Origin of the sequence: Noviherbaspirillum sp. (genome assembly GCF_036563305.1) — a bacterium.
Lineage (GTDB): Bacteria > Pseudomonadota > Gammaproteobacteria > Burkholderiales > Burkholderiaceae_D > Noviherbaspirillum.
Map to the genome: position 1 here is coordinate 146923 of NZ_DATCMQ010000015.1, position 21049 is coordinate 167971.

At 64.3% G+C, this 21049-nt stretch carries 24 protein-coding genes and 2 tRNA genes; 7 read left to right on the forward strand and 19 right to left on the reverse strand.

The features are described from left to right. The first annotated feature begins 156 nt into the window (after window positions 1–156). Entirely contained in the window at window positions 157–1056 is a 900-nt protein-coding gene (locus tag VIM12_RS16005; RefSeq protein ID WP_331942671.1) for an alpha/beta hydrolase, read from the forward strand. Between the two features lie 82 nt (window positions 1057–1138). Here VIM12_RS16005 and VIM12_RS16010 read toward each other — a convergent pair whose 3' ends face one another. Then, window positions 1139–1426 carry a PsiF family protein gene (locus tag VIM12_RS16010; protein ID WP_331942672.1) on the reverse strand — a complete coding sequence of 96 codons (288 nt, stop codon included), beginning with the start codon at window positions 1424–1426 and terminating at the stop codon, window positions 1139–1141. Window positions 1427–1610: 184 nt separating this feature from the next. On the opposite strand from VIM12_RS16010, the gene VIM12_RS16015 reads away from it, so the two are divergent. Beyond that, entirely contained in the window at window positions 1611–3470 is a 1860-nt protein-coding gene (locus tag VIM12_RS16015; protein ID WP_331942673.1) for a putative bifunctional diguanylate cyclase/phosphodiesterase, read from the forward strand. On the opposite strand, the gene VIM12_RS16020 is transcribed toward VIM12_RS16015, so the two are convergent. The 8 genes from VIM12_RS16020 to VIM12_RS16055 form a co-directional block, all read right to left on the reverse strand. Further along, window positions 3471–4763 carry a caspase family protein gene (locus VIM12_RS16020; RefSeq protein ID WP_331942674.1) on the reverse strand — a complete coding sequence of 431 codons (1293 nt, stop codon included), beginning with the start codon at window positions 4761–4763 and terminating at the stop codon, window positions 3471–3473. Next, the gene (locus VIM12_RS16025; protein WP_331942675.1) at window positions 4760–5917 is read right to left on the reverse strand and encodes an SH3 domain-containing protein; all 1158 of its coding nucleotides are present in this window, start codon (window positions 5915–5917) and stop codon (window positions 4760–4762) included. Before VIM12_RS16025 ends, VIM12_RS16020 begins: the two co-directional genes overlap by 4 nt. 88 nt (window positions 5918–6005) lie before the next feature. Further along, window positions 6006–6899 carry a hypothetical protein gene (locus VIM12_RS16030; protein ID WP_331942676.1) on the reverse strand — a complete coding sequence of 298 codons (894 nt, stop codon included), beginning with the start codon at window positions 6897–6899 and terminating at the stop codon, window positions 6006–6008. Window positions 6900–6913: 14 nt separating this feature from the next. Then, window positions 6914–7603 (reverse strand): head GIN domain-containing protein, encoded by a 690-nt coding sequence (locus VIM12_RS16035; RefSeq protein WP_331942677.1) that lies wholly within the window; start codon window positions 7601–7603, stop codon window positions 6914–6916. Next, window positions 7600–7947 carry a hypothetical protein gene (locus VIM12_RS16040; protein WP_331942678.1) on the reverse strand — a complete coding sequence of 116 codons (348 nt, stop codon included), beginning with the start codon at window positions 7945–7947 and terminating at the stop codon, window positions 7600–7602. The genes VIM12_RS16035 and VIM12_RS16040 overlap by 4 nt, the downstream gene beginning before the upstream one ends. Before the next feature lie 4 nt (window positions 7948–7951). Continuing rightward, on the reverse strand, window positions 7952–9496 hold the full coding sequence (locus VIM12_RS16045; RefSeq protein WP_331942679.1) for a DUF4384 domain-containing protein: 1545 nt from the start codon (window positions 9494–9496) through the stop codon (window positions 7952–7954). Between the two features lie 47 nt (window positions 9497–9543). Then, window positions 9544–9885: a hypothetical protein gene (locus VIM12_RS16050; protein WP_331942680.1), complete on the reverse strand. Its 342-nt coding sequence runs from the start codon at window positions 9883–9885 to the stop codon at window positions 9544–9546. Window positions 9886–10051: 166 nt separating this feature from the next. Then, complete coding sequence (locus VIM12_RS16055) at window positions 10052–10582, reverse strand: hypothetical protein (protein WP_331942681.1); 531 nt, start codon at window positions 10580–10582, stop codon at window positions 10052–10054. Between the two features lie 315 nt (window positions 10583–10897). Here VIM12_RS16055 and VIM12_RS16060 point away from each other — a divergent pair, with 315 nt between their 5' ends. Further along, complete coding sequence (locus VIM12_RS16060; RefSeq protein ID WP_331942682.1) at window positions 10898–11584, forward strand: OmpA family protein; 687 nt, start codon at window positions 10898–10900, stop codon at window positions 11582–11584. A 73-nt stretch (window positions 11585–11657) separates the two neighbouring features. After that, the gene (locus VIM12_RS16065; protein ID WP_331942683.1) at window positions 11658–12551 is read left to right on the forward strand and encodes a hypothetical protein; all 894 of its coding nucleotides are present in this window, start codon (window positions 11658–11660) and stop codon (window positions 12549–12551) included. 256 nt (window positions 12552–12807) lie between these two features. Here VIM12_RS16065 and VIM12_RS16070 read toward each other — a convergent pair whose 3' ends face one another. After that, window positions 12808–13620 (reverse strand): hypothetical protein, encoded by an 813-nt coding sequence (locus VIM12_RS16070; protein ID WP_331942684.1) that lies wholly within the window; start codon window positions 13618–13620, stop codon window positions 12808–12810. Between the two features lie 303 nt (window positions 13621–13923). Beyond that, window positions 13924–13999, reverse strand: a tRNA-Arg gene (locus VIM12_RS16075). A 273-nt stretch (window positions 14000–14272) separates the two neighbouring features. On the opposite strand from VIM12_RS16075, the gene VIM12_RS16080 reads away from it, so the two are divergent. Continuing rightward, the gene (locus tag VIM12_RS16080) at window positions 14273–15163 is read left to right on the forward strand and encodes a c-type cytochrome (RefSeq protein ID WP_331942685.1); all 891 of its coding nucleotides are present in this window, start codon (window positions 14273–14275) and stop codon (window positions 15161–15163) included. 61 nt (window positions 15164–15224) lie between these two features. Here the strand turns inward: VIM12_RS16080 and VIM12_RS16085 are convergent, their stop codons facing one another. The 5 genes from VIM12_RS16085 to VIM12_RS16105 form a co-directional block, all read right to left on the reverse strand. Next, a complete protein-coding gene (locus tag VIM12_RS16085) occupies window positions 15225–15953 on the reverse strand; it encodes an OmpA family protein (protein ID WP_331942743.1) in 729 nt (242 codons plus the stop codon). A gap of 74 nt (window positions 15954–16027) precedes the next feature. Beyond that, the gene (locus tag VIM12_RS16090; protein WP_331942686.1) at window positions 16028–16393 is read right to left on the reverse strand and encodes a hypothetical protein; all 366 of its coding nucleotides are present in this window, start codon (window positions 16391–16393) and stop codon (window positions 16028–16030) included. 11 nt (window positions 16394–16404) lie between these two features. Next, window positions 16405–16797, reverse strand: coding sequence for a phage holin family protein (locus VIM12_RS16095; protein WP_331942687.1), 393 nt, complete (start codon window positions 16795–16797; stop codon window positions 16405–16407). 7 nt (window positions 16798–16804) lie between these two features. Then, window positions 16805–17107: a DUF883 family protein gene (locus VIM12_RS16100; RefSeq protein ID WP_331942688.1), complete on the reverse strand. Its 303-nt coding sequence runs from the start codon at window positions 17105–17107 to the stop codon at window positions 16805–16807. 162 nt (window positions 17108–17269) lie between these two features. Then, window positions 17270–17800: a hypothetical protein gene (locus tag VIM12_RS16105; RefSeq protein WP_331942689.1), complete on the reverse strand. Its 531-nt coding sequence runs from the start codon at window positions 17798–17800 to the stop codon at window positions 17270–17272. Between the two features lie 179 nt (window positions 17801–17979). Here VIM12_RS16105 and VIM12_RS16110 point away from each other — a divergent pair, with 179 nt between their 5' ends. Continuing rightward, a complete protein-coding gene (locus VIM12_RS16110) occupies window positions 17980–18402 on the forward strand; it encodes a hypothetical protein (protein WP_331942690.1) in 423 nt (140 codons plus the stop codon). 72 nt (window positions 18403–18474) lie between these two features. Here the strand turns inward: VIM12_RS16110 and VIM12_RS16115 are convergent, their stop codons facing one another. The 3 genes from VIM12_RS16115 to pip all read right to left on the reverse strand — a co-directional run bounded on the left by VIM12_RS16115 (window position 18475) and on the right by pip (window position 20766). Continuing rightward, entirely contained in the window at window positions 18475–18975 is a 501-nt protein-coding gene (locus VIM12_RS16115; RefSeq protein ID WP_331942691.1) for a hypothetical protein, read from the reverse strand. A 199-nt stretch (window positions 18976–19174) separates the two neighbouring features. Further along, window positions 19175–19582, reverse strand: a complete 408-nt coding sequence (locus tag VIM12_RS16120) for a hypothetical protein (RefSeq protein WP_414691798.1) — start codon at window positions 19580–19582, stop codon at window positions 19175–19177. Window positions 19583–19791: 209 nt separating this feature from the next. Next, window positions 19792–20766 carry a prolyl aminopeptidase gene (pip, locus tag VIM12_RS16125; protein ID WP_331942693.1) on the reverse strand — a complete coding sequence of 325 codons (975 nt, stop codon included), beginning with the start codon at window positions 20764–20766 and terminating at the stop codon, window positions 19792–19794. Between the two features lie 160 nt (window positions 20767–20926). On the opposite strand from pip, the gene VIM12_RS16130 reads away from it, so the two are divergent. Further along, a tRNA-Asp gene (locus VIM12_RS16130) sits at window positions 20927–21003 on the forward strand. Window positions 21004–21049 lie beyond the last annotated feature (46 nt).

The window sequence follows — 21049 nt, forward strand, 5'->3', positions numbered from 1 at the left end:
CCGCTTCAGAGTCGTGATGTCGGATATTCCGTTTCTGTATATCACCGGAAATAGAAAGCCCGCCGGTTTCCCCCGGCGGGCTCCTTGTCTCCTACTCGATCCCGGCATGGATTTTTTGTAGCGGAATATTACACCGAAAAACGGGCGATTTACCAAATGTTGACTGGCCGCGACCGGGATGAACGTTCGCCTGGCGCCGCCGTGGTGACGGCAATGTCGGTTGGGCGGCATAATCGGGCGACCTGCCACTACCCCGCCCGACCGATGGAGACCGCCGAAATCCGCTTCCGCACGCTTTCCGTACGTCTTGAGTATCAATGGGTGGGGAATGACCGGGATGACGCACCAATCATCGTTTTCCTGCACGAAGGGTTGGGCTCCGTCAGCCTCTGGCGGGACTTCCCCCAGCGCTTTTGCAGCGCCCTCGGCATGCGCGGCCTGGTGTTTTCACGGTACGGGTACGGCGGCTCGACCCCGCGTCCGGAGGACGCCGCGCTGCCCGTCAGCTACCTGCACGACGAGGCGTACGAAGCGCTCCCCGCCCTGCTGCACCGGCTTGGCGTGGAGCGCCCCTGGCTGTTCGGCCACAGCGACGGCGGCTCGATCGCGCTGCTGCATGCGGCGCGGTTCGCGGAAGAGACCGCCGGAATCGTCGTCCTGGCGCCGCATCTTTTTGTCGAGGAAATCACCCTCGACGGCATTGCGGCTGCCCGCGCGGCCTACCTCGGCGGCGACCTGCGGTCCAGGCTCGGCAGGCACCACCCGGATCCCGACCGGGTTTTCATGGGATGGAACGACGCCTGGCTGGCGCCTGCCTTCCGCGGCTGGAACATCGAGCGCGAGGTCGCGTCGATCCGCTGCCCGGTGCTGGCCTTGCAGGGAGAGGGCGACGAGTACGGCACGCTGCGGCAAATCATGCGGATTCCCGAGTTGGTGCCTGCGGCGCAAGCCGTCGCCCTGCCGGATTGCGGCCATACTCCCCACCGCGACAAGCCGGAAGAAGTCATCCGGCTCGCCGGCGGCTTCATTGCCGGGCATGGTGACGCACCGGTGTGATTATTTTCGGTGCGGGCGCTCTTTGTAGGAAGTGCCCACTTACCCGCGGTGGCCGCGGCAAGCTGGCTCCTGCCGGGCCTGGTCACGCGGGTTTTTTCAGGCAGTCGCTCATGAATTGCTTCCGCTCGTCGCCGGTCTTGCCCTTGGCATCGGCGTTGCAGCTTTTCATCTTGTCCTGCTGCGCCTTCCGGGCCGGGCTGACTTTCGGCTTGCTGAGGCACTCCTTCATGAATGCCTTGCGCTCGTCGCCCTTCCTGTCGGCGGCTTCCTTGTTGCAGGTCCCCATCCGGTTCTGCTGTTCGGTGGCCGCAAATGACGGCAGCGACAGTGCGGGAAGCGCGAGGATCATGACGGCGGCGAAAATCTTCATCTGGTCTCCCTGAAAAAACGGCTATGCGCAGCATAGGCGATGCGGCAACGAATGTGAAGCGGCGGGTCCGCGGCTTCTGGCGGCAACCAATTCGATTCAGAAAAAGGGTATGCTCGCACACGGTTCCCAAAATAAACAAACGCACCCCACGCGAGGGGCGGACCAAGGAATGGAGACACGCCGCATGAGGAGCACCCCGACAGCGACACCTGTGGAACACGTCGAGCTGGAGACATACAGGAGGGTGTTCTTCTCTTCACCCGAGTTCGTGTCCATCAGCAGGCTGCGGGACAGCGTCTACGTCGACGTGAATCCGGGCTTCGAGCGTTTTACCGGCTACCGCCGGGAGGAAGTCCTCGGCCGCAGCGCGTTCGAGCTCGGCATCTGGCCCGACGCCGCGGAGCGGGAACGCATGATCACGGCACTGGCGCGGCAAGGGCAATTGCACCTGTTCCCGACGCGCCTGCGCAATCGGGCGGGCATGATCTGCGACGTGGAGCTGTCGGCCAGCGTGGCCCGCATTCACGACGAACGCTTTCTCGTCACCGTCGTGCGCGACATCACCGAGCGCAAGCGCACCGAGGACGAACTGCGCCTGTACCGGGACAAGCTGGAGTACCTGATCGAAGAGCGCACCGCCGAACTCAGGCAAAGCAACAGCGAGCTGCAGGAGACCAACCTCCAGCTGGAGGAGGCGCACCGGCGGCTGATGGAGACCGAGAAGCGGATGCGCCACATGGCCCTGCACGACCTGCTTACCGGGCTGCCGAACCGCGCCCTGCTGCAGGACCGGGTCACGCAGGCCATCTCGCACGCGCGCCGCGAGCGCAAGCGGGCCGCAATCCTGTTCATCGACCTCGACAACTTCAAGCACATCAACGATTCGCTCGGACACCTGGTGGGCGACCGCCTGCTGCAGATCGTCGCGGCCCGGCTGCACAAGTGCGTGCGCCGCGGCGACACGGTGGCGCGGCTCGGCGGTGACGAGTTCGTGATGTGCCTGGGGGCGCTGGACGACAGCAGCGGGGCCACCGTGGTGGCGCAGAAGGTACTGGCCTCGCTCGATTCGCCGATGATCGTCGAAGGACACGAGCTGCATGTCACCGGCAGCATCGGCATCAGCGTCTACCCCGATGACGGCTCGAATGCGGAAATCTTGCTGCAGGCGTCGGACACCGCGATGTATCACGCCAAGGGACACGGTCGCAACAGCTTCAGTTTCTTCACCCCGGAGCTCAATGAAGCGGTGCAGCAGCGCCTGACCATCGAAAGCCAGCTGCACCAAGCCTTGCCGCGCAACGAATTCCGGCTGCACTACCAGCCGCAGGTCGACCTCGGCAGCGGCCGGGTGGTCTCGGCGGAAGCACTGCTGCGCTGGCAGCAGCCGCAGCGGGGCATGGTATCGCCGCTCGATTTCATTCCCGTCGCCGAGGAAAACGGCATGATCCTGCGCATTGGCGAATGGGTGTTGCGGGAGGCCTGCGGACAGCTGCGGCGCTGGCACGACGCCGGCCACCGCGACCTGTCGATTGCCGTCAACCTGTCGGCGCGGCAGGTTCTGCAACCGGCCTTCGCCGCCACCGTGGCGTCTGTCATCGCCGAAGCCGGCATTCCGCCCTCGGCACTGGTGCTGGAGATCACCGAAAGCCTGCTGATGCAGCCGAGCGAGGACAACATGGCGATCCTGCACCGTCTGACTGCCAGCGGCGTGCGGCTGTCGCTCGACGATTTCGGCACCGGCTACTCCAGCCTGTCGTACCTCAAGCGTTTTCCCATCGGCGAGCTCAAGATCGACCGCTCGTTCGTGCGCGGCATCGAGCATGACGAGAACGACCGGGCGATTGCCGGCACGGTGATCGCCATGGCCCGCGGCCTGCGCCTGACGGTGATAGCGGAAGGGGTGGAGACGCCCGGGCAGGCGGCCTTCCTGCGCGCCAGCGGTTGCGGTCTGGCGCAAGGCTACTACTACGGGATGCCGATGCCGCCGGTGGAGTTCGCCGCGCTGCTGGCGCGGCAGGCGGCGCAGGCGTCCACGGCGGGCTGACTACATCCTGGTGTCCGCGACTTCCGGCACGACCAGCATGCGCGGCGTTTGCGAATGCCCCAGCGTGCGGGCAATGCGGATGACCGACGGCTTGGTCTGGTCGAAGGCGTTGGCGAAGTCGCGGGCGTCGCGCAGCGAGCGGATATAGGTCTGGGTGAATGCCCCGCCGCCGAGCTCGGGCGATTCCAGCGACTCCTCGTTTTCCGACGCCGACACGATCACGATACGTGAGGTCTTGGCGTCGCGCGCCTTTTGGGCCAGGTCGGTGATGGCTTCCTGCGACGGGCTGGCGGCGTACTCGACTTCCTTCTTGTGCTGCTTGAGGGAGCGCGTGCGCGACGGCAGGTAGCCGGGGATCGCGACGAAGGTCTTGCCGCTGTAGCAGGTGTCGAGCAGCACCACCGACCGCACGTTCTTGGCGGTGAGCTGGGCTACGAAGCCCTGCAGGTCGTCATCACTGAGCGCGGTCTTGCGGTTCGTGATCACGAACTCGAAGGACTGGCCCTTGGCATTCACCTTCTGCCGCGGGAACTCGGTGTCGTACAACACGATGTCGAACTTGTTCATGGCGTTCGGCAGTCCGTGGGCGGCGACGAACAGCACGACGGTGTCACCCTGCTGGGTCTGCTCCATGATCTCGCGCATCGCCGCCTTCACCGCGACCGAGGTGGCCTGGTCGTGGCGGAGCAGCTTCACTGCTTCCGGCGGAATCTTTCCACCCTCCGGCGAGGTCATGAACTTGTAGATATCGGTCGCGTCCTTGTCCGCACCTTCCAGCCCGTGCTCGGGGGGCAGGTACTTGTAGGTGCTGGCGCCGACCACCAGGGCGAGCGTGCGCGCCCCGCGTGCCGGCGACTGCAGCGCTGCGGCGACCGGCATCGCGACCGCCGGGATGGCGGCGGCAGGCGCGGGTTGCGCCGACGCGGGCTTCTGCATCATCTTGGCCACGGTCGACGAGAACGCGCCACTGAAGCCTTTCAGGCGATAACGGATGGCCGTCGGCGTGGTCGGCGCCACCCGGCTCAGGCCGACCACGGCGCGGGCGGCGGCGAACGCGGTCTCCACCTCGTCCCGGTTTTCGTATTCACCCGTCAGCATGATCCGTCCATCTTCGGCCAGCGCAACATCCGCCTGCCGCAGGCCGATGCCCTGGAAGGCATCGCGGATCTCGGCCAGTTCCTGCTGGCTGACGCGGTCGATGGGTTCGGCGCGCTGCGCCAGGGCCGGCAGCGCGGGCAGGAAGAGCGCGGCGACCAGGGCAAGCCGCACGCCGGCGGTCGATAGCATCTTCATTTGTTCTCGACCAGCTCGCTTTCCGCCAGCCAGCCGCCCTTCCCGGTTTCCGACACCACCTTGACCCAGCTGACCGGCTTGCCCTTCTGCGACACTTCCGCACGCTCTTCGACATTCACCTTCGCCCCCTTCGGCAGGGAGCCGGCCACCTTGCGCCCGGCGCCGCTGCTGCTGTACAGCGTCGCCTTGCGTTTCGTGGCATGGGTGGCTGTCCCGGAGGCGTTCGGGGCGAGCGACCGGGTAGCACTGCCCGCAGCAGCGCCGGCGTTCATCGCGGCAGCCGCGGTGAAGCGTTTCGGACGCTCGCTCGCGGGCAGCAGTGCGAAGTCGACGGTGCGCTTCGAGCTGAGGCGGTCGGCTTCCACCGTCAGCGTATAGCGCATCGGCACCGGCAGCGGCAGCGGCATCTGGTCGCGCGGCGGGATCTGCAGCTTGTGGCGATAGCTGGTGCGGGCGCCCTGCTGGATCACGACGTCCTCGACGTAGTCATCCTTGCCCTCTTCCGCGATCGTCACCCACTGCAGCCGGTCGCGCGGCATCTTGTTTGCCATTTCCAGCGGAATGGTATTGCCCGACCCGTCACGCATCGGCTCGCCCTTGGCGTCGGCCAGCACCAGCTTGTCGTTGGCATCCGGGGTGAAACGCACGATCTCGACCTTGTGGCGGAAGCGTGCCTTGATGTCCTTCGCCGCGGCGTCGTCCGCATAGTAGGTGAAGTCGAACTCCGGAATCGGCGGGTCGTTCTCGCTGCCCTCGACCCGCACTTCCAGCCGGTCGAGATTGAGCTGGCGCTGACGGTTGGCCGGCAGCGGCTGCTGCGCGGTCGCCGCCTTGGCGACCGGTTCGGAGGTGTTGTATACCGCCGCGCACTTCCGCCACGCCGTCATGGCAATCATGGTGGCGGTCGCGATGCCGGCAGTCGCGCCGATGGCGGCAGAGGTGGAACTGCCCGCGCCGCGCGTCAGCTTGGCGCTCAGCACCCCGACACCGATGCCGCCGATCGCGGCCAGGCCAAGATTGGAGGCGAAGCAGGAATCGAAGCTGTTGAAGGCCTTTTCGCCGCTCGGCATGTGGGTACAGCCGGCGGCGTAGGTGACGAGGACGAGGGACGCGGTGATGCGCTTGCACCATTGCGCGCGGGAGGGCCGCTGCATGTTGTTCTCCGGATGTTGCTGTTTCTTGAGTCGTTGCCGCCGGTGGTGGCCGGCGGCGCCGGCGGGTCGCCTGGGCGCCCGCCTATTCTTATTTGTTGCCGATGTTGACCGCCTGCGCACCGAGCATGCCGCCCTGGCCCTGCACGATGGCGCCGGTCACCACGGTGGTCGCACCGCCACCGCTGGAATTGCCGACGCTGACCGACTGGTGGTTCAGCATGCCCGCCTGCCCCTGCACGATGGCGCCGACCGCGACGTTGGAAACGCCGCCGGTGGAATTGCCGATCTTCGCCTGCTGGTTGTTCAGCATGCCGGCCTGGCCCTGCACCACCGCGCCGACCGCGACGTTCGAGACGCCCTTGCCGGACGCATTGCCGATCTCCAGCTGCTGGTTCTGCAGCATGCCGGCCTGGCCCTGCGCGACCGCGCCAACCGCGACGTTGGACTTGCCGCCGCCGCTGGCATTGCCGATCTTCGCCTGCTGGTTGTTCAGCATGCCCGCCTGGCCCTGCACCACCGCGCCGACCGCGACGTTGGACTTGCCGCCGCCGCTGGCGTTACCGATCTGCAGCTCCTGGTTGTTCAGCATGCCGGCCTGGCCTTGCAGTACCGCGCCCGCCTTCACATTGCTCTTGGACCCGTTGCCGTCCGCATTGCCGATCTCGAGGCTCTGCCGCTGCAGCATGCCGGCCTGGCCCTGCTGCACGGTGCCGACCGCGACATCGCTCTTCGAGCCGTTCTTGGCATTGCCGACCGCCATCTTCTGGGTATTCAGCATGCCGGCCTGGCCCTGGTTGACGCTGCCGACACTGACCTTGGCATTGCCCTTGCCTGTGGAATTGCCGAGGTCCATGGTCTGGTTGTTGAGCATGCCGGCCTGGCCCTGGTTGATATTGCTTGCAGTGACCTGGGACATGGCGGGGGCGGCGGCCAGGACGGCGATCACGCCGGCGATGCGCCTTGCAAGGATGCTTGTTTTCATTTTCACCTCTGAGTTCATAGTCGATCGACACTACCGGCGCCGGTTATCGACTGCGTCACCTTTGCCTTGCCCTTGTATTCGATATTGCCCGCGCCGCTGATTGCGGCGTCAAGGCGCTGCTCCGCATGCACCCGGATCTCTCCGGAACCGCCGATCTTCGCCTGCACCGAGCGCGCCTCGAAGTCCGCGGCATCGATATTGCCGCTGCCGTCGATGCGGGCGTCGAGGCTGTTGCCGCTTCCCGCCGCGCTGACATTGCCGGATCCCTTGATGGCCAGCGACAGTTGCGCCGGCTTCACGTTCCTCAGCCGGATGTCGCCGCTGCCGTTGGCCTCGACCTCGATCGCATTGCCGCCGAAACCGTCGATGCTGCTGCCGCCGCTGCCTTCGCTGACCAGGCTGCGCAAGGCCTTCAGCGTGAGCGTCAGCTTCAGCCCCTTGTCGGTCTTGAAGTTGCCCTTCGCGCCGATGACCAGCTGATCGCCCTTGACGCTGATGTCCAGCTGCTGCAGCACCTTGGCCTCCGCGTCCACCACCAGCTTCTCCTGCGTGCCCTGGCGAATGGTCAGTTCCCCCGGCAGCTTGAAGCGGACCCGGGTCACGCCTTCGGCGCCGTAGCTCGCGCTGTCGGCAAAGGCGGGAAGGACCGGCCCGGCGAGCGCCAGCATGACCGCGGCCACGAGTACGCGCCGCCTTGCGTTCATTTTTTCGACAGGATGCATATCGAGTCTTTCTGGTCGAAGACGACGACCGAATCGCCGTCGTTGCGCTGTACCGCCACCGCATTCGGGCCGCGGTCCTGATCGGACCGGAAGCCGCTGCCTTCATACAGCAGGCGCCCGTTCTGCCAGCAGCGCAGGGTCTGGCCGCTTGCCTTGCGCGGGTCGCGCGCGGTCGAGGCCTGCTCGGAAGGCGCGACCGCGCCCATGTTGGCCGCGGGCGGCACCAGCGCAACCCCGGGCTTGGCCACGGAGAGCTCCGCCTGGGCGGCGGCCGGGAGGATGGTCGCGCTGGCGAGCGCGACGGCGATGATTGCACTTTTCTTCATGGCTTCACCGTACATTCAGGGTGAAGGAGCCGACGCCGAGCGCCGGGCCGCCAGCCTTCTCGAACACGGTACGCAGCTGCGCCAGGGACTTGACCTGGACCGGGACATCGATGTCGCCGCCGCCGATGGTCGGGATCACGTCTGCGTACAGGTCCTTGTTGGAACCGAAGCACATGATGTGTTCCTGCAGGCCCTTGCTGTTGGCGTTGATGCTGAACTCCTTGCCGTTCGGCAGGGTCACGCCCTTGCGCGCACTGACGAGCGCGTCCTTGGCGAAGCGGTTCGGGAAGAAGCGCGCGATCTTGCCGGTCTCGTCCTGCATGAAGCAATACACGTAGGCGTCACGGCTCGGCAGCACCTTCACCGCCAGCTTTTCGCCGCGCCGGAACTGGTTGCCGCCCTTGAGCGAATCCACCAGCATGCTGATCGGCGAATTGTCGGCGGTCGGCGTGGCCGGCGCGCCCTGGCTCAGGGCGGCCAGCTTGGCACGCGCCTTGGGCGCGACGTCGTAGTGGTTGGCGTCCAGGTAGGCGGAGAAGAACTTGAGATCGACCACGGCACTCTTCTCCAGGCCCATCGCTTCGCGGTAGGCAGTAATGGCCTTGATCAGCGCCTCGTCGTTCTCGCCGTTGACTTCCCCGGCGTACACGCCACGAATGCGCATCTGCTGCTGCCAGTAGGAGACGATCTCGCCGTCGCTGTACAATCCCGAGTACCAGTCGCTGATCTCGTTCTTCACGGTCTCCGACTGGCTGTTGGCGCCGAGGCAGACCCAGTACGGCACCTTGGTCAGCTTGCCGAACAGTTCGACCACCGACATCTCGACCAGGTTACGCAAGGCCTGGGCGGTTCCCTCGGAACGCGACAGGTTGGCCTGGTAGTTGATGCCGAACTTCTTGTAGCCGGCCTCGCCTTCGACGCCGCTGCCGGAACGCATGATGGCGACCGAGTTGCTGGCGGTGACGCCCGATACGATGGAAAGGTCTTCGGTGCTCATCATCGTCAGGTCCAGGCCGAGGATGGTGGTGGCCGCGGTCGACGCGCTGCCGATGCCGAAGTTGCCGATCGAGATGCCGCCGCCCTCGGTTTTCTTGGCGACGTTTTCATCCAGCTGCGAGATCGAGCCGCGAATGCCGTATTTCGGCGTGAGCTGGAACAGGTTCTTCTTCTCCGCTTCCTTCATGAACCCGATCAGGTTGCTCGAATCCGAACCGTAGGCGATCAAACGGATTGCCTTGCTGCGCTTGGTCATTTCGGAGACGGCGGAGATCAGCATGTCGCGCGTGCCCGCGCTGACCTTCTTGGTGTTGTCGCTCAGGTCTTCGCTGATGACGACAAGGTCGCGCACGCCGTACATCAGGAACATGTTGTCCATGCAGCGCAGCGCCGAGGTGAAGCCGGTGATGTTGCGCAGGGGCGGCGCCTCCGGCCCGGTGCGCAATGCCGCCGCCGCGGTGGTGGCTTCCTTCTTGACGGAATCCTCGGTGGTCACACAGGCGGTCAGGCTGAGGGCCAGTCCGCAGACCAGTGTCGCTGCTTTACGTCGCATGCTGTTCTCTCTACGTCTATTTATGGGTTGTTGCGAGGGGCGAGGCGTTACTTGCAGTTCGCCATATTGATCACAGGGCCGGTCACGATGGTCGTCGACTGCTTGCCGAACATGTCCTTGATGCCGCTGTTGCTCTTCTTGTCGTCACTATTGATGTTGACGGTGCCGCAGTTGTCGCCGCCGCCGCCGCCCGAACCGCCGGGCTGCTGCTGGGCGTGCAGCATGGAGTTGCGCTTGGATTTTTCCTTGCCGATCTTGGCAGTGATCTCCACGCCCATGTCCATCTGTTCCGGGTTGACGACCGGAGGCGGCGCGGCATGCGAAGAAGTGGAAATGGAAATGAGCAGCACGGCCGACAGGCCGACTGCAAGAATGGGGTGCTTGTTCATTGAACGGCTCCGGCAAACCGCTGTTAAAGGAAGTCCAGACTGCACTTCAAACAAATCAAAAAGTCGGACTTGAAGTCCGATCTTGAAATTCAGGTTATTGCTGTAACTTGAAACTGGAACGTTAAAACTGACACGGGGCCGTCGGCCCCGTGTCTTTGAATAACGCTTACTCCGCGTTACCGACGTTCGCCTTCTGGTTGTTCAGCATGCCGGCCTGGTTCTGGCTGACATTCTTCAGCTTGACGTCGGACTTGCCGCCGTTGGCTGCGGCGCCGATCTTCAGTTCCTGGTTGTTCAGCATGCCAGCCTGGTTCTGGGTGACGGTGCCCATGGTGACCTTGGCCTTGCCGCCGCTCGATGCGTCGCCGATCGACAGCTTCTGGTTGTTCAGCATGCCAGCCTGGTTCTGCTTGATTTCACCGACGGTGACCTTCGACTCGCTGCCCTTGTCCTTGGCGTTGCCGATGGAGGCGGACTGGTTGTTCAGCATGCCTGCCTGGTTCTGGCTGATGCCCTTTGCCGTGACGTTGGACTTGCCGCCGCCCTTGGCATTGCCGAGGTCCAGGGTCTGGTTGTTCAGCATGCCTGCCTGGTTCTGCTTCAGGTCGTCGGCGCTGACCTTGGACTCGGAACCGGTTTGTGCGAAAGCAGCACCTGCGAACAGGGTGGCGACTGCAACTGCGATCAGTTTTTTCATACTTTTCTCCCTCATTAAAAGTTGACAGCGAAACGCTGGTTGTTATGAACGCTCTTTCACAGCGTCCCGATTATCTGCAACCGTCCACATTCTTTTTTTCTTTAAACCTCGCTTGCTGAAAACTTAAAGAGAGATCCGTGTGGCAACGTCCGAGATAACTTTGCGCATGATAAACTTCTTGGCATACGGATACAAGATACTGAAAGATACAAGCGTGATTGCAACAATATGTAACACTTCTCGACAGATAGCAGCATCGTCATTTCTTACACACCCTTAATTCGACCCGCGTTTTACATCAAACCGAGGACTTCCATGCGCCCTTCCGTGATCACCGTCAGCAAGACTCTTACCCTTCTTCTCGCCACCATCGGCATCGTTGCCGCAGCCTCAGCACAGGAAGTGACATCGTTGCGCGGCAAGCCGAGCAGCGACATGATCCTGCAGGCACTCACCCCGAATCCGGATGCGCCTGCCGCGCCTGCGGTACGTCGTCGCGGCCTCTCGCTCGGCAATGAGGAAGCGCCCGCGGCACAGGAAGCAGCACCGGCAGCAGCAGCGCCTGCGGCGCCGTCGATGGCAACGACGGCGGCGAGCGCAGACAATGCACCGCGCCAGGTGGTCGCCTCGGCGCCAGCGCAGCAAGCGCGCAGCCAGCAGCGCGCGCTCGATCTCGACATCCCGTTCCAGTTCAACTCGGACCAGCTCACCAACGATGGCAAGGATGTGCTGGACCAACTCGCGACCGCGCTCAAGTCGCAGCAGCTCGCCTCCGCACGCGCCGTGATCCTCGAAGGCCATGCCGACGCAAAAGGCAGCGCGGGATACAACCAGGCGCTGTCCCTCAAGCGCGCGCAGTCGGCACGCACCTATCTCGCTTCCCGCCACGGCATCGCCGGCAGCAAGCTGCGCGCCGTCGGCAAGGGATCCAGCGAGCCGGCCAACCCGAACAATCCGGAAGATGAAGTGAACCGTCGCGTCCGCGTCATCGTCGACATGTAAGCGCAGGCAGCGTCAAACAACAGGGCTGTGGCATTTCTTGTCGCAGCCTTTTTTCTTTGTACCCGGAGTACCCGTGCCGATCCAACGTCTCTTCTCGCACAGCGCATTGCTGCTGCTACTCGCCTGCGCCGGCATTGCGCAGGCCGACACCACGACCACGCCATTGCAGCAACTGCCGCAGCTCGACAAGGACGAGATACAGGCACGCAGGCCACCGGGTTTTGCTGCGTATCTCCTGCGGGGAAATGACAGGACCATCGTGCTGGATTTTCCGAGCGTGCGCGAACAGGGAGCAATGTTCGGCCGCGTCATCCTCTACATTGAACGCGACGGCACGCCGCGCGACCGGGTGATGAGTTTTCCCGAGACGGAAGAGTGGCTGGTGCGCAGCGGCCTGCGCCTCGACACGCTCACTGTCGGGAACAACTTCCGTACCGAGGAACTCGCCCGCTTTTTCAACGCCGTGCGCAAGCAGGGCGACCGCCTCACTGCCGATGAAAAATTTCTGCACGACTGGCTCTTGCGCATGCAGCTGCTGAAGCCGGACGGCCGCGATGTGGCGGCAGCAAACGACGCAATCGTCGTCACTGTTCCGCAAGCTTCCACGGTCGACGGCTGCGCAACCTGCACCGTCCTCGCAGAGCATCGCGCCGCCATCCTCGAGCATGAACTCGCGCACGCGCGCTTCTCCACCGACGGCAGCTACCACGCGCATGTGCTGCGCTTCTGGAACAGGGAGATGAGTGATTCAATGCGTGAGCGCTTCACGCAGTTTCTGCGCAAGCGCGGCTACGACGCCGACAACAGGGAACTGCTCGCCAACGAGATGCAGGCCTTCCTGATGCATACGCCGCACCCCGGAATGTTCAGTGCAAACGCGGTCGGTTTGACCGAGGAAGAACTGGCCGATCTGCGCCGGCGATTCGACGCGGGACTGCCCCGAATGGAAGCTTCGGCGGGCCAGTAAGGGGGAAAGAGACGGTGTTTCGGGATTCGACCGGCGCTGCGCGTGACTGGAGTCACGCGTGACCGGCGTCACCTCGTTCAATATTCGTGTCCGCCTGACGACGTTTGCAAGCGATCCCGGGGTCGTTTTGCATCCGGATGCAGTCCGGTGTCCGCCGAAGGTCGTTTGCAGAGATCGGGCCCCCGGGGAAAAATGGCTCGCTGGAGCAAGGTCCAGCGAGCAAATGCAGACCTTTGGAGACGGACGCCCGCCGATATTAGAAAGGGAATGTGTCGGCATGATGACGAGGACCCGTGGCAAGTGGGGCGGCCGCATCCGATCCCGCCGGCGCCGCCCTGTCCTTCTGCTTCAGCGCCTGCAGCAGCATCACACCAGCCATGCCCGCCGCCACATGCTTGAGCGTGTGGCCCGACAGCATTTGCGCAGTCAGCACCCACACCATCCTGTCCGCCGCTTCCAGCACCTTCGCCACCAGATACCAGCCAATCACCGCCCCCCATGGCAGGGGATCCGGCGTTCTCAGCATGGCCATGCCGGCGACGAGTCCCACCATTCCGCCGAACTGCAACGCTATATATATAGAGAGATCGCCTGCCACAAGTCCCTGCCCTAGACCTGCGGCCCCCATCGCGACTGCCATCACCGCCGCCAACCTGCCGATACGCTGCGTGACCCGCTGGGCCACGAAGGTCCCCACGACACCCGCGAACGCCACCACCATCGCCGCCCGATCCCACACGATGGTCTGCTCATCGGGCGCCCAGTGATAGTAGGCCGACCCCGGCCCCGTCAACAGGAGGCCGAAGAAGAAAAGCTTCATCAGCATCGGATCGCGCAACCACTGCGGCGCCGCTGCCCGGAGCCGCAGCAAGCCCAGCAAACCGCAAATACTGAACATCAGGTTGGAAGCCACATCGGCAAAATGCGGGATGCCGAGCCAGGATCGCTGATCGGCGAACAGATGGTAATGCTGATGCCCGCTGATCGGGGGGAGCAAAGCGGCCATGCCGAGGAACACGGCCATGCAGAGCAGGATTTTCTTTTCGACGCGGGTAAGTTGAGTAAACACTGTGCACCTCCTCCGGCAAAGGTATAGAAGGAAAGTGCCGACATCCCATCAATAAGACGGAAGTATCGAAAAACGCGACTTGGCGGCGCAGTTGACGCGCCCGGGGGCCGTCGACAAGTGCTGCGTGCCTCCGACGGCTCCTGCGGCGGGCGCCGATCGCCATTGTCAGCGTCGGAATTCTTCAGTTACCTGGAAGCGGGATCGTCGCTTTTGGCCGGTGCGTGCTGCGACCGACATGGCGATGCGACGAACGGTCCAAGGTCCTGGGCTGCGGAAGAATTTCGCATGGACCGGTTGTTCTGATGGCGCGGCTGGCTGGGATCGAACCAGCGACCCTTGGCTTCGGAGGCCAATACTCTATCCACTGAGCTACAGCCGCGTTGGAGGGGGTGAAGAGGCAGAAGAATACCGGTTTTCAGCCTTTCCGTCCATGCAAAGACGTCATTGCGGCAATTTCTCCGTTCCGGGTGGCCGCGCAGTGCGACCAGATTCTGCTGCCGCAGGCGACATCGCCGCGTCGGTGTTTTCATGCCAACCTCGTAGTTTTCCGACTATAATCAAGGGTTTTGCGAGGTTACGCCGCGGGCGAAAGGCGCTTCCGGCCTGGATGTGACCCGATTCACTGGTTTCTGAATAAAGTCCTGAGGGAATAATGAGCGACGCACACAACGAACACGAATCTCTTATCAAGACGCCGAAGCAGCTGGTCGCCGCGGTAGTCGCAGCTTTCGTGATACCGATCGTCTGCATCGTGCTGCTGGTGCAGTACGTGGCGAACGAAGAGAAGTCCGGCGCCGGTTCGGACAGCCAGACGCCGGAAGCAGTCGCGGCGCGCCTGCGCCCGGTCGCGGACGTCGGCTTCACCTTCAGGGACGCGAATGCGCCGAAGCAGCTGCAGGCTGGCGACGTCGTGTACAAGGCGGTGTGCGCGGCTTGCCACGACAGCGGCGCAGCGGGCGCTCCGAAGACCGGCGACGCCGGCGCATGGTCGGCCCGCATTTCCCAGGGCCAGGCGACGCTGGTCGAGCATGCGATCAAGGGCATCCGCGCGATGCCGGCCAAGGGCGGCAATCCGGACCTGGATGACGTCGAAGTGGAACGTGCGGTGGTGTTCATGGCCAACCAGTCCGGCGGCAAGCTGAAAGAGCCGGCCGTCAAGGCACCGGCGACGGCGCAGGGCGCACCGGCCGCAACTGAAGCCGGCGCGCAGACCGCTTCCGCCTCGGCACCGGTCGCCTCTTCCCCGACCCAACAGCAGCAGGCAGTGGCCGCCGCAACGCAGCCGGAAGCCAAGGTCGACGGCAAGAAGGTGTTCGACGCTTCGTGCGCAGCCTGCCATGGCACCGGCGTTGCGGGAGCGCCGAAGATCGGCGACAAGGCCAACTGGGAGCCGCGCATCAAGCAGGGCAATGCAACGCTCTACGAACACGCAATCAAGGGCTTCCAGGGCAAGGCCGGCATGATGCCGCCGAAGGGTGGCTCCGCCGCTTCCGATGAGGAAGTCAAGGCAGCGGTCGACTACATGGTGGCCGGCTCGAAGTAAGCAGCACGCGTATTAAAAAAGCCGACCTCCGGGTCGGCTTTTTTTATGGCTGCGCGGCTTGTCAGCGGCCAGAGGCTGGATATGGCGCCGGGTACACGGGCTGGCCCTGCTGCGGCAGCGGTTGTCCCTGGGCAGTCGACTGCGGTTCGGCGACGTAGATCTCGACACGGCGGTTGCGTGCCCGGTTGGCTTCGGTGTCGTTGGAGACCAGCGGCTCGCGCGAGCCGCGGCCATCGATGCTGATCCGGTTGGTAGTCACGCCGCGTGCGGCAAGGTAGTCGCGGGTTTCTGCGGCCCTGTTCACCGAAAGCGGATTGTTGATGGCGTCGCCACCCGTGCTGTCGGTATGGCCGATGATCGTGACGCGGGCGTAGGGGTTGTTGACGAGCCCGGAGGCGAAACGGTCGAGGATGGGGCGGAAGTTGGGCTTGATGTCGGCGCGGTTGGTGTCGAACGAGATGTCGCTGGGGATGTCCAGCTTGAGCTGGTTGTCGGCGGTCTGCGTGACCTGGACACCGGTACCCTGGGTCGCCTGTTCCATTGCACGCTTCTGCTGCTCCATGCGGCTCGACCAGATATTGCCGATGACCGCGCCTGCGGCGCTGCCCAGCACCGCGCCGGTGGCAGCGCGTCGTCCGCCGCCGGGACCCACGGTGCCTCCCAGCACCGCACCGATACCCGCTCCCACACCGGCGCCGGTGGCCGTTCCCCGCTGCACCTCATTCATGTTCGCGCAGCCGGAAAGGGCGATCGTTGCCGCCAGGGTTGTGAGGGTGAGATGTTTGACCATCATGCAGTCCTTGTGGTGATAAGAACACAATTGGACATGCCGCGGCGAAGCCGAGTTCGGCGCGTTACAAACAGTTAACTTGTGGCATCACGCGCTGCGGGCTGTTTCCTGCGGCGCAGGAAGGCGACGATTCCGCTTGCTGCAGCGGAGAGCGCACCGCTGCTCAGCAGCAGCCTGAGCAGCGCGCTCCGGCCGCCGAGGAGGGAAAGACCGTTGCCGAGCAGCGGCACGATTCCCGCAAGGTCGGTGCCGCCCGCGACGGCGGCGCGCGTGCGCCCGAAGACGCCGGAAACGGTACCCGCGAGATGTTGCATGGCGCTGCGCTTGAGCGCCTCCGGGCGGACCGCGTCCTGCAGGGACTGGCGGGCGACGAGCAGTTCGGCGCGATGCATTGCGCCGATCGCGATCAGCGCCTTCTTGCGTGCGGTACGTTCATCCATGCGGTTCCTCTTCACAGAAAGGCGTCGCGATCCTGGCGCAGCTCCGCCATGGTTGCCGGCAGCGACAGCTTTTCGGGTGCCAGCAAGGCCTTGCCGTAGCGGAGCAGCACGAATGCCAGCACGGTGTAAGCGAGCGCGACCAGCAGCAGGATGATCCAGCCCATCGCGTCCCATGCCAGCACAACCAGCAGGGCCGTCCAGCAGCCAAGGGCAAACAACAAGGCGACGACGCCGAGCATGCCGACGAGCAGCAGGCGAACGAGGTTGTCGCGCAGCTCGCCGAGCTCGAGCGCGGCAAGCTCCACGCGGCTGGCGAGCAGGGACGAGAGCGTGCCGAGGAAGGCACTCGCACGGGCAGCGAGGCCGGCAGGAGCACCGTGGTCAGGTTGGGCGGCTTGGTCCATGAGGCGACTACCGGCGCGAGACCAGCAAGCCGACTACAAGACCGATGCCGGCCGCGATGCCGACTGCATGCCACGGCTTCTCATGCACGAATACGTCGGCGCCCTCGGCGGCGGCCTTGCCCTTTTCGAGTGCCAGGGCCTGCATTTCATGCGCCTTTTCCATCGCGCCGTCCAGCAGGGTCAGTCCACGCGCACGCAGTTCATCGGCCTTCTCGCCGGTGTTGTGGGAGGCTTCCCGAAATAGATCCTGCGCATCCTGGATGAGGGTTTTCATGTCGTTGCGCACGGTCTTGATGCTGTTGTTCGGCATGGCTTGCTCCTTGAATTCGGTGGACGCGGGGCAGGCGCGCCGCGTCCGGGCAGATCTGAAATCAGCGTGTTCTTTTACCGTCTGGTAATACTGCCAATGTACGGGCGGAACTGCCAGGAAACAAGTCGGACGAAGCGCGAGCCCGGTTTTTTTTGACGCGGATCAGCCTCGGGCCTTGAGCTCGGCGATGCCTTCGATGCTGCCGATGGCGAGGGTGACGGCGAGCGCAGCCAATCCTTTCTGCATCGGTCGCCAGGCAAACAGCCATTCCTGTTCCGCGGCCTGCTCCCGGTGCTTGGTAAAGGCGGCGCCGAGCGGGCTGGGAACGCCATAGGAAATACCGGCATCGATGCCGGCCCAGCTCGGCAGGAGACGTTGGGCAGCACGGTGGATCCGCTCGCCGAACTGTTCCGGCTCGTGGATCACGAGACAGCAATCGCCGCCGAAGCGCGCGAACAGCGCGTCGTCCCACGCGTGGGCGAGGCTGAGCGTCAGGTAGGCGGATGCGGCGGGTGGTACGCCGAACGCGATGCCCGGGCTGCGCTCCTGCGCCGCCACGGACGGGGCGGGCTGCAGGCGGAATTCGCCATACTGCAGCGAACGCTCCAGCCATTCCCGCCGGGAGTAGCGATAGAGCGTGGCGGGACGCTGGCAAGCCTGGTCCGCGGATGTGGGCGATGGATTCTTGGTCATGGTAGCAAAGGAAAGCGGGAAGCCCGGAGTGCGAAGCGCAAGACGCAGCATTAGAACAGAAACGGTCCGCGCTGACAGCCCGGGGTGTCATCGCCCTACGGATTGTAACCATTGTTTAGGGTCAAGAAGTTTCCCGCTGGACTTGTTTTATGATGAGGCGTCACATCGAGAAGAAACTCATGAACCCCATCCTTGCCTCCCTTGCTGCCGCCTTCCTGCTGGCTGCAGCCGCCGCCCCGTCCGCTGCAGGCGACGTCAATATCGGCGTCAGCGTCTCGGGCGAAGTCGCCCCCGGCGTGTACGGCCGCGTCGACATCGGCAACAGCCGCCCGGTCCTGGTTTACCAGCAGCCGGTCGTTATCGTGCGCGAAGCGCGCCGCGTCCAGCCGGTCTATATGCATGTGCCGCCCGGGCACGCGAAGAACTGGCGCAAGCATTGCCATCGCTACGGCGCATGCGGCACGCCGGTGTACTTCGTCAGGTCGGCGGAGTATGCGCCGTCCTACCGTCATCATCACGAGGAACGCAGCCATCGGCGGGAGCGGGACCATCATGGTCACGGGCACGGTCATGGTCACGGCAAGCACAAGCATCACGACTGAGCACCGCCGTCAGCGGACATGAAAAAAGCGGCCTCGGCCGCTTTTTTCTTTGCTTCGACTGACGCGACGAGATTACTTGCTGGTTGAGGCACCCGGCGAAGACTTGTCTTTCGCGGTGCTGCCGCTCATGCCGGCCGACTCCCCCTTGCCCGACTTCTTGCTCGATGCCGGCTTGCCGGCGGGGTCGGTGCTGGCGGAAGTGCCGCTGGTGGCCGCGCCCTTGTCCGTTTGCGCACCCTGCACCGCCGTGCCGCTGGTGCCCGAACCGCCCGCTGCGCCCGAGCCGCTCGACATGCCCGATCCACTGGACTTGCTGGTGGCGCCGGACTTGCCCGACCCCGACTTGCCGGATGAACCGGACGGCGACGTTCCGCTGGTGGTGGTGGAAGTCCCGGTGCCGCCGACCATGCCGGCATCGCTGCCCGTGCCTGCGCCGCTAGATCCCGTCGCGTTCTGCGACTGGATCTGCTGCGATTTGCTGCTGCCGGCCGCTCCGGAAGTCTGGGCAAGCGCGATGGACGAGACTGATGCGACGATCACGAACGACAGCGTTTTCAGTGTTTTCAGCGTCATGACTTACTCCTTGATTGGAAATCCGTCTATTGGAAAAAGGGCATGCTGCAACGGTTTTGACGCCGCGCGGGGGAAGTCCGTTCAGGAGGGGTTTTGAAGTAACGCAGCAATTGCCGCGAGAGGCGACGGCAAGCTACTGAAAAAGCAGCGGTTTTCGTCGGTGTAAAAGACTGTAACGCGGTGCGAAGCGGACCGGGGATCAGCGATCCATCTGCGGCTCGGCAATGGTACGCAACTGGAAGCGGCCGTCGTTGTTGAAAAGCCAGGTCTCGGCCAGGTCGAGCCGGCCGTTGCGCAGCAGGTGCGATGCCGGCTTGGGAAACGGCGCGGCGCCACGCAGCGAGGCAAGCGCGGTCGCCTCGGTTTCCCGATCCCGGTTGGAGCGCATGATTTCGCTGCGCACCAGCGCGCCCTGGGCGTCGACCACGTAACGCACCACGACCACCGAGCGCAGCAGGGCCTGGGGCCGGCCGACGTAGACGCGCGTCGAGTTTACCTGGGAGATGCGCTGCGCGAGATCGCGCTTGTAGCCGTCGACCGTCGGCGCGGTGGATGTGGCATCGGGCAGGGTTTCTACCCGCTCCACCCGATCCGCTACGGACGGCATGCTCGCCTGTGGCGTCTCGTTGTCCTGGCGCGAGGCGCAACCGGCAACGATGGCGGCGCCAATGCCGGCGGCAAGCAGAATGAGAGGGCGTATGGACATGGGCGGACTCGCGGCAGGTTGGGCGATGCGTCTTCCAAAATAACCGAGTGGAAGAGTGACGATAGGCAATATTACCGCTGCTTACAACTCCCTGGAAACGCCTGACCAGGTTATCCCTCGCGGTCGAACCCGCCGGTTCGGCGAAATTGTTCCGTCGCTGCGACAAGCGCGCGGGTGATGCCGGGATCGAATGCGGAATGACCGGCATCGTCGACCACGTCCAGCCGGGCCTGCGGCCATGCGGCATGGAGGCGGAACGCGGTTGCCGGGGGGCAGATCATGTCGTACCGGCCCTGTACGATGACGGCGGGAAGATGGCGAATACGATCAATCCTGCGAATCAGCTGGTCTTCCGCCAGGAAGCCGTGGTGCAGGAAATAGTGGGCCTCGAGGCGTCCGACGCCGAGACTGACGGCATCGTCGTCCGGCTCGTCCCCCGCCGCGGGCACCGGCCGCAGGAACAGGCAGGCTGCCTCGTAGCGACTCCACTCCCGTGCCGCCGGCATGTAGATTGCCGGGTCGTCGCAGAACAGGCGACGGGCGTACGCCTGCAGCAGCTCGCCGCGCTCCTCCGCGGGGATCGCGCCGGTGAAGCGGGCATGCACTTCCGGGAAGAACCAGCGTATGCCGTGCATGAACCAGTCGATCTCCGGCTGGGTGCACAGGAAGACACCCCGCAGGATGAAGCCGAGGCAGCGGTCGGGATGTTCCTGCCCGTAGGCGAGCGCAAGGGTGGAGCCCCAGGACCCGCCGAAGACCAGCCAGCAATCGATGCCGAGCAGGCGGCGCAGGCGCTCGATATCGTCGATCAGCAGCGGCGTCGTGTTGTCGCGGTATTCGCCGAGCGGGGTGGACTTGCCGGCGCCGCGCTGATCGAACAGGACGATGCGGTAATGGGCCGGGTCGAAGAAGCAGCGCTGCCGCGGCGAGGTGCCGCCGCCCGGTCCCCCATGCAGGAAGAGCACCGGTACGCCGGCGGGATTGCCGGACTCTTCCCAGTACAGGGTGTGCAGGGCGTCGACCGGCAGCATGCCGGCGCGGCGCGGCTCGATCGGCGGGAACAGTGGGAAGTCGTGCTGGCTCATGGCTGCTGGCGGCGCGGGGCCGAAACCTGATGGCGGACGGACTTTGCATTCTAGGCGTTTCGCGGGTCTAGCCAGAACGAAAAATTTGCTGTATATTTCAGCCCCTTCAGACGTGGTGACAAACGTCGCATCCGCGGCTTGCCGTAGATGAGCAATTTCAGGAGTGGTAGTTCAGTCGGTTAGAATACCGGCCTGTCACGCCGGGGGTCGCGGGTTCGAGTCCCGTCCACTCCGCCAAAACAAAAAAGACGAACCTTCGGGTTCGTCTTTTTTTTTGCCGATT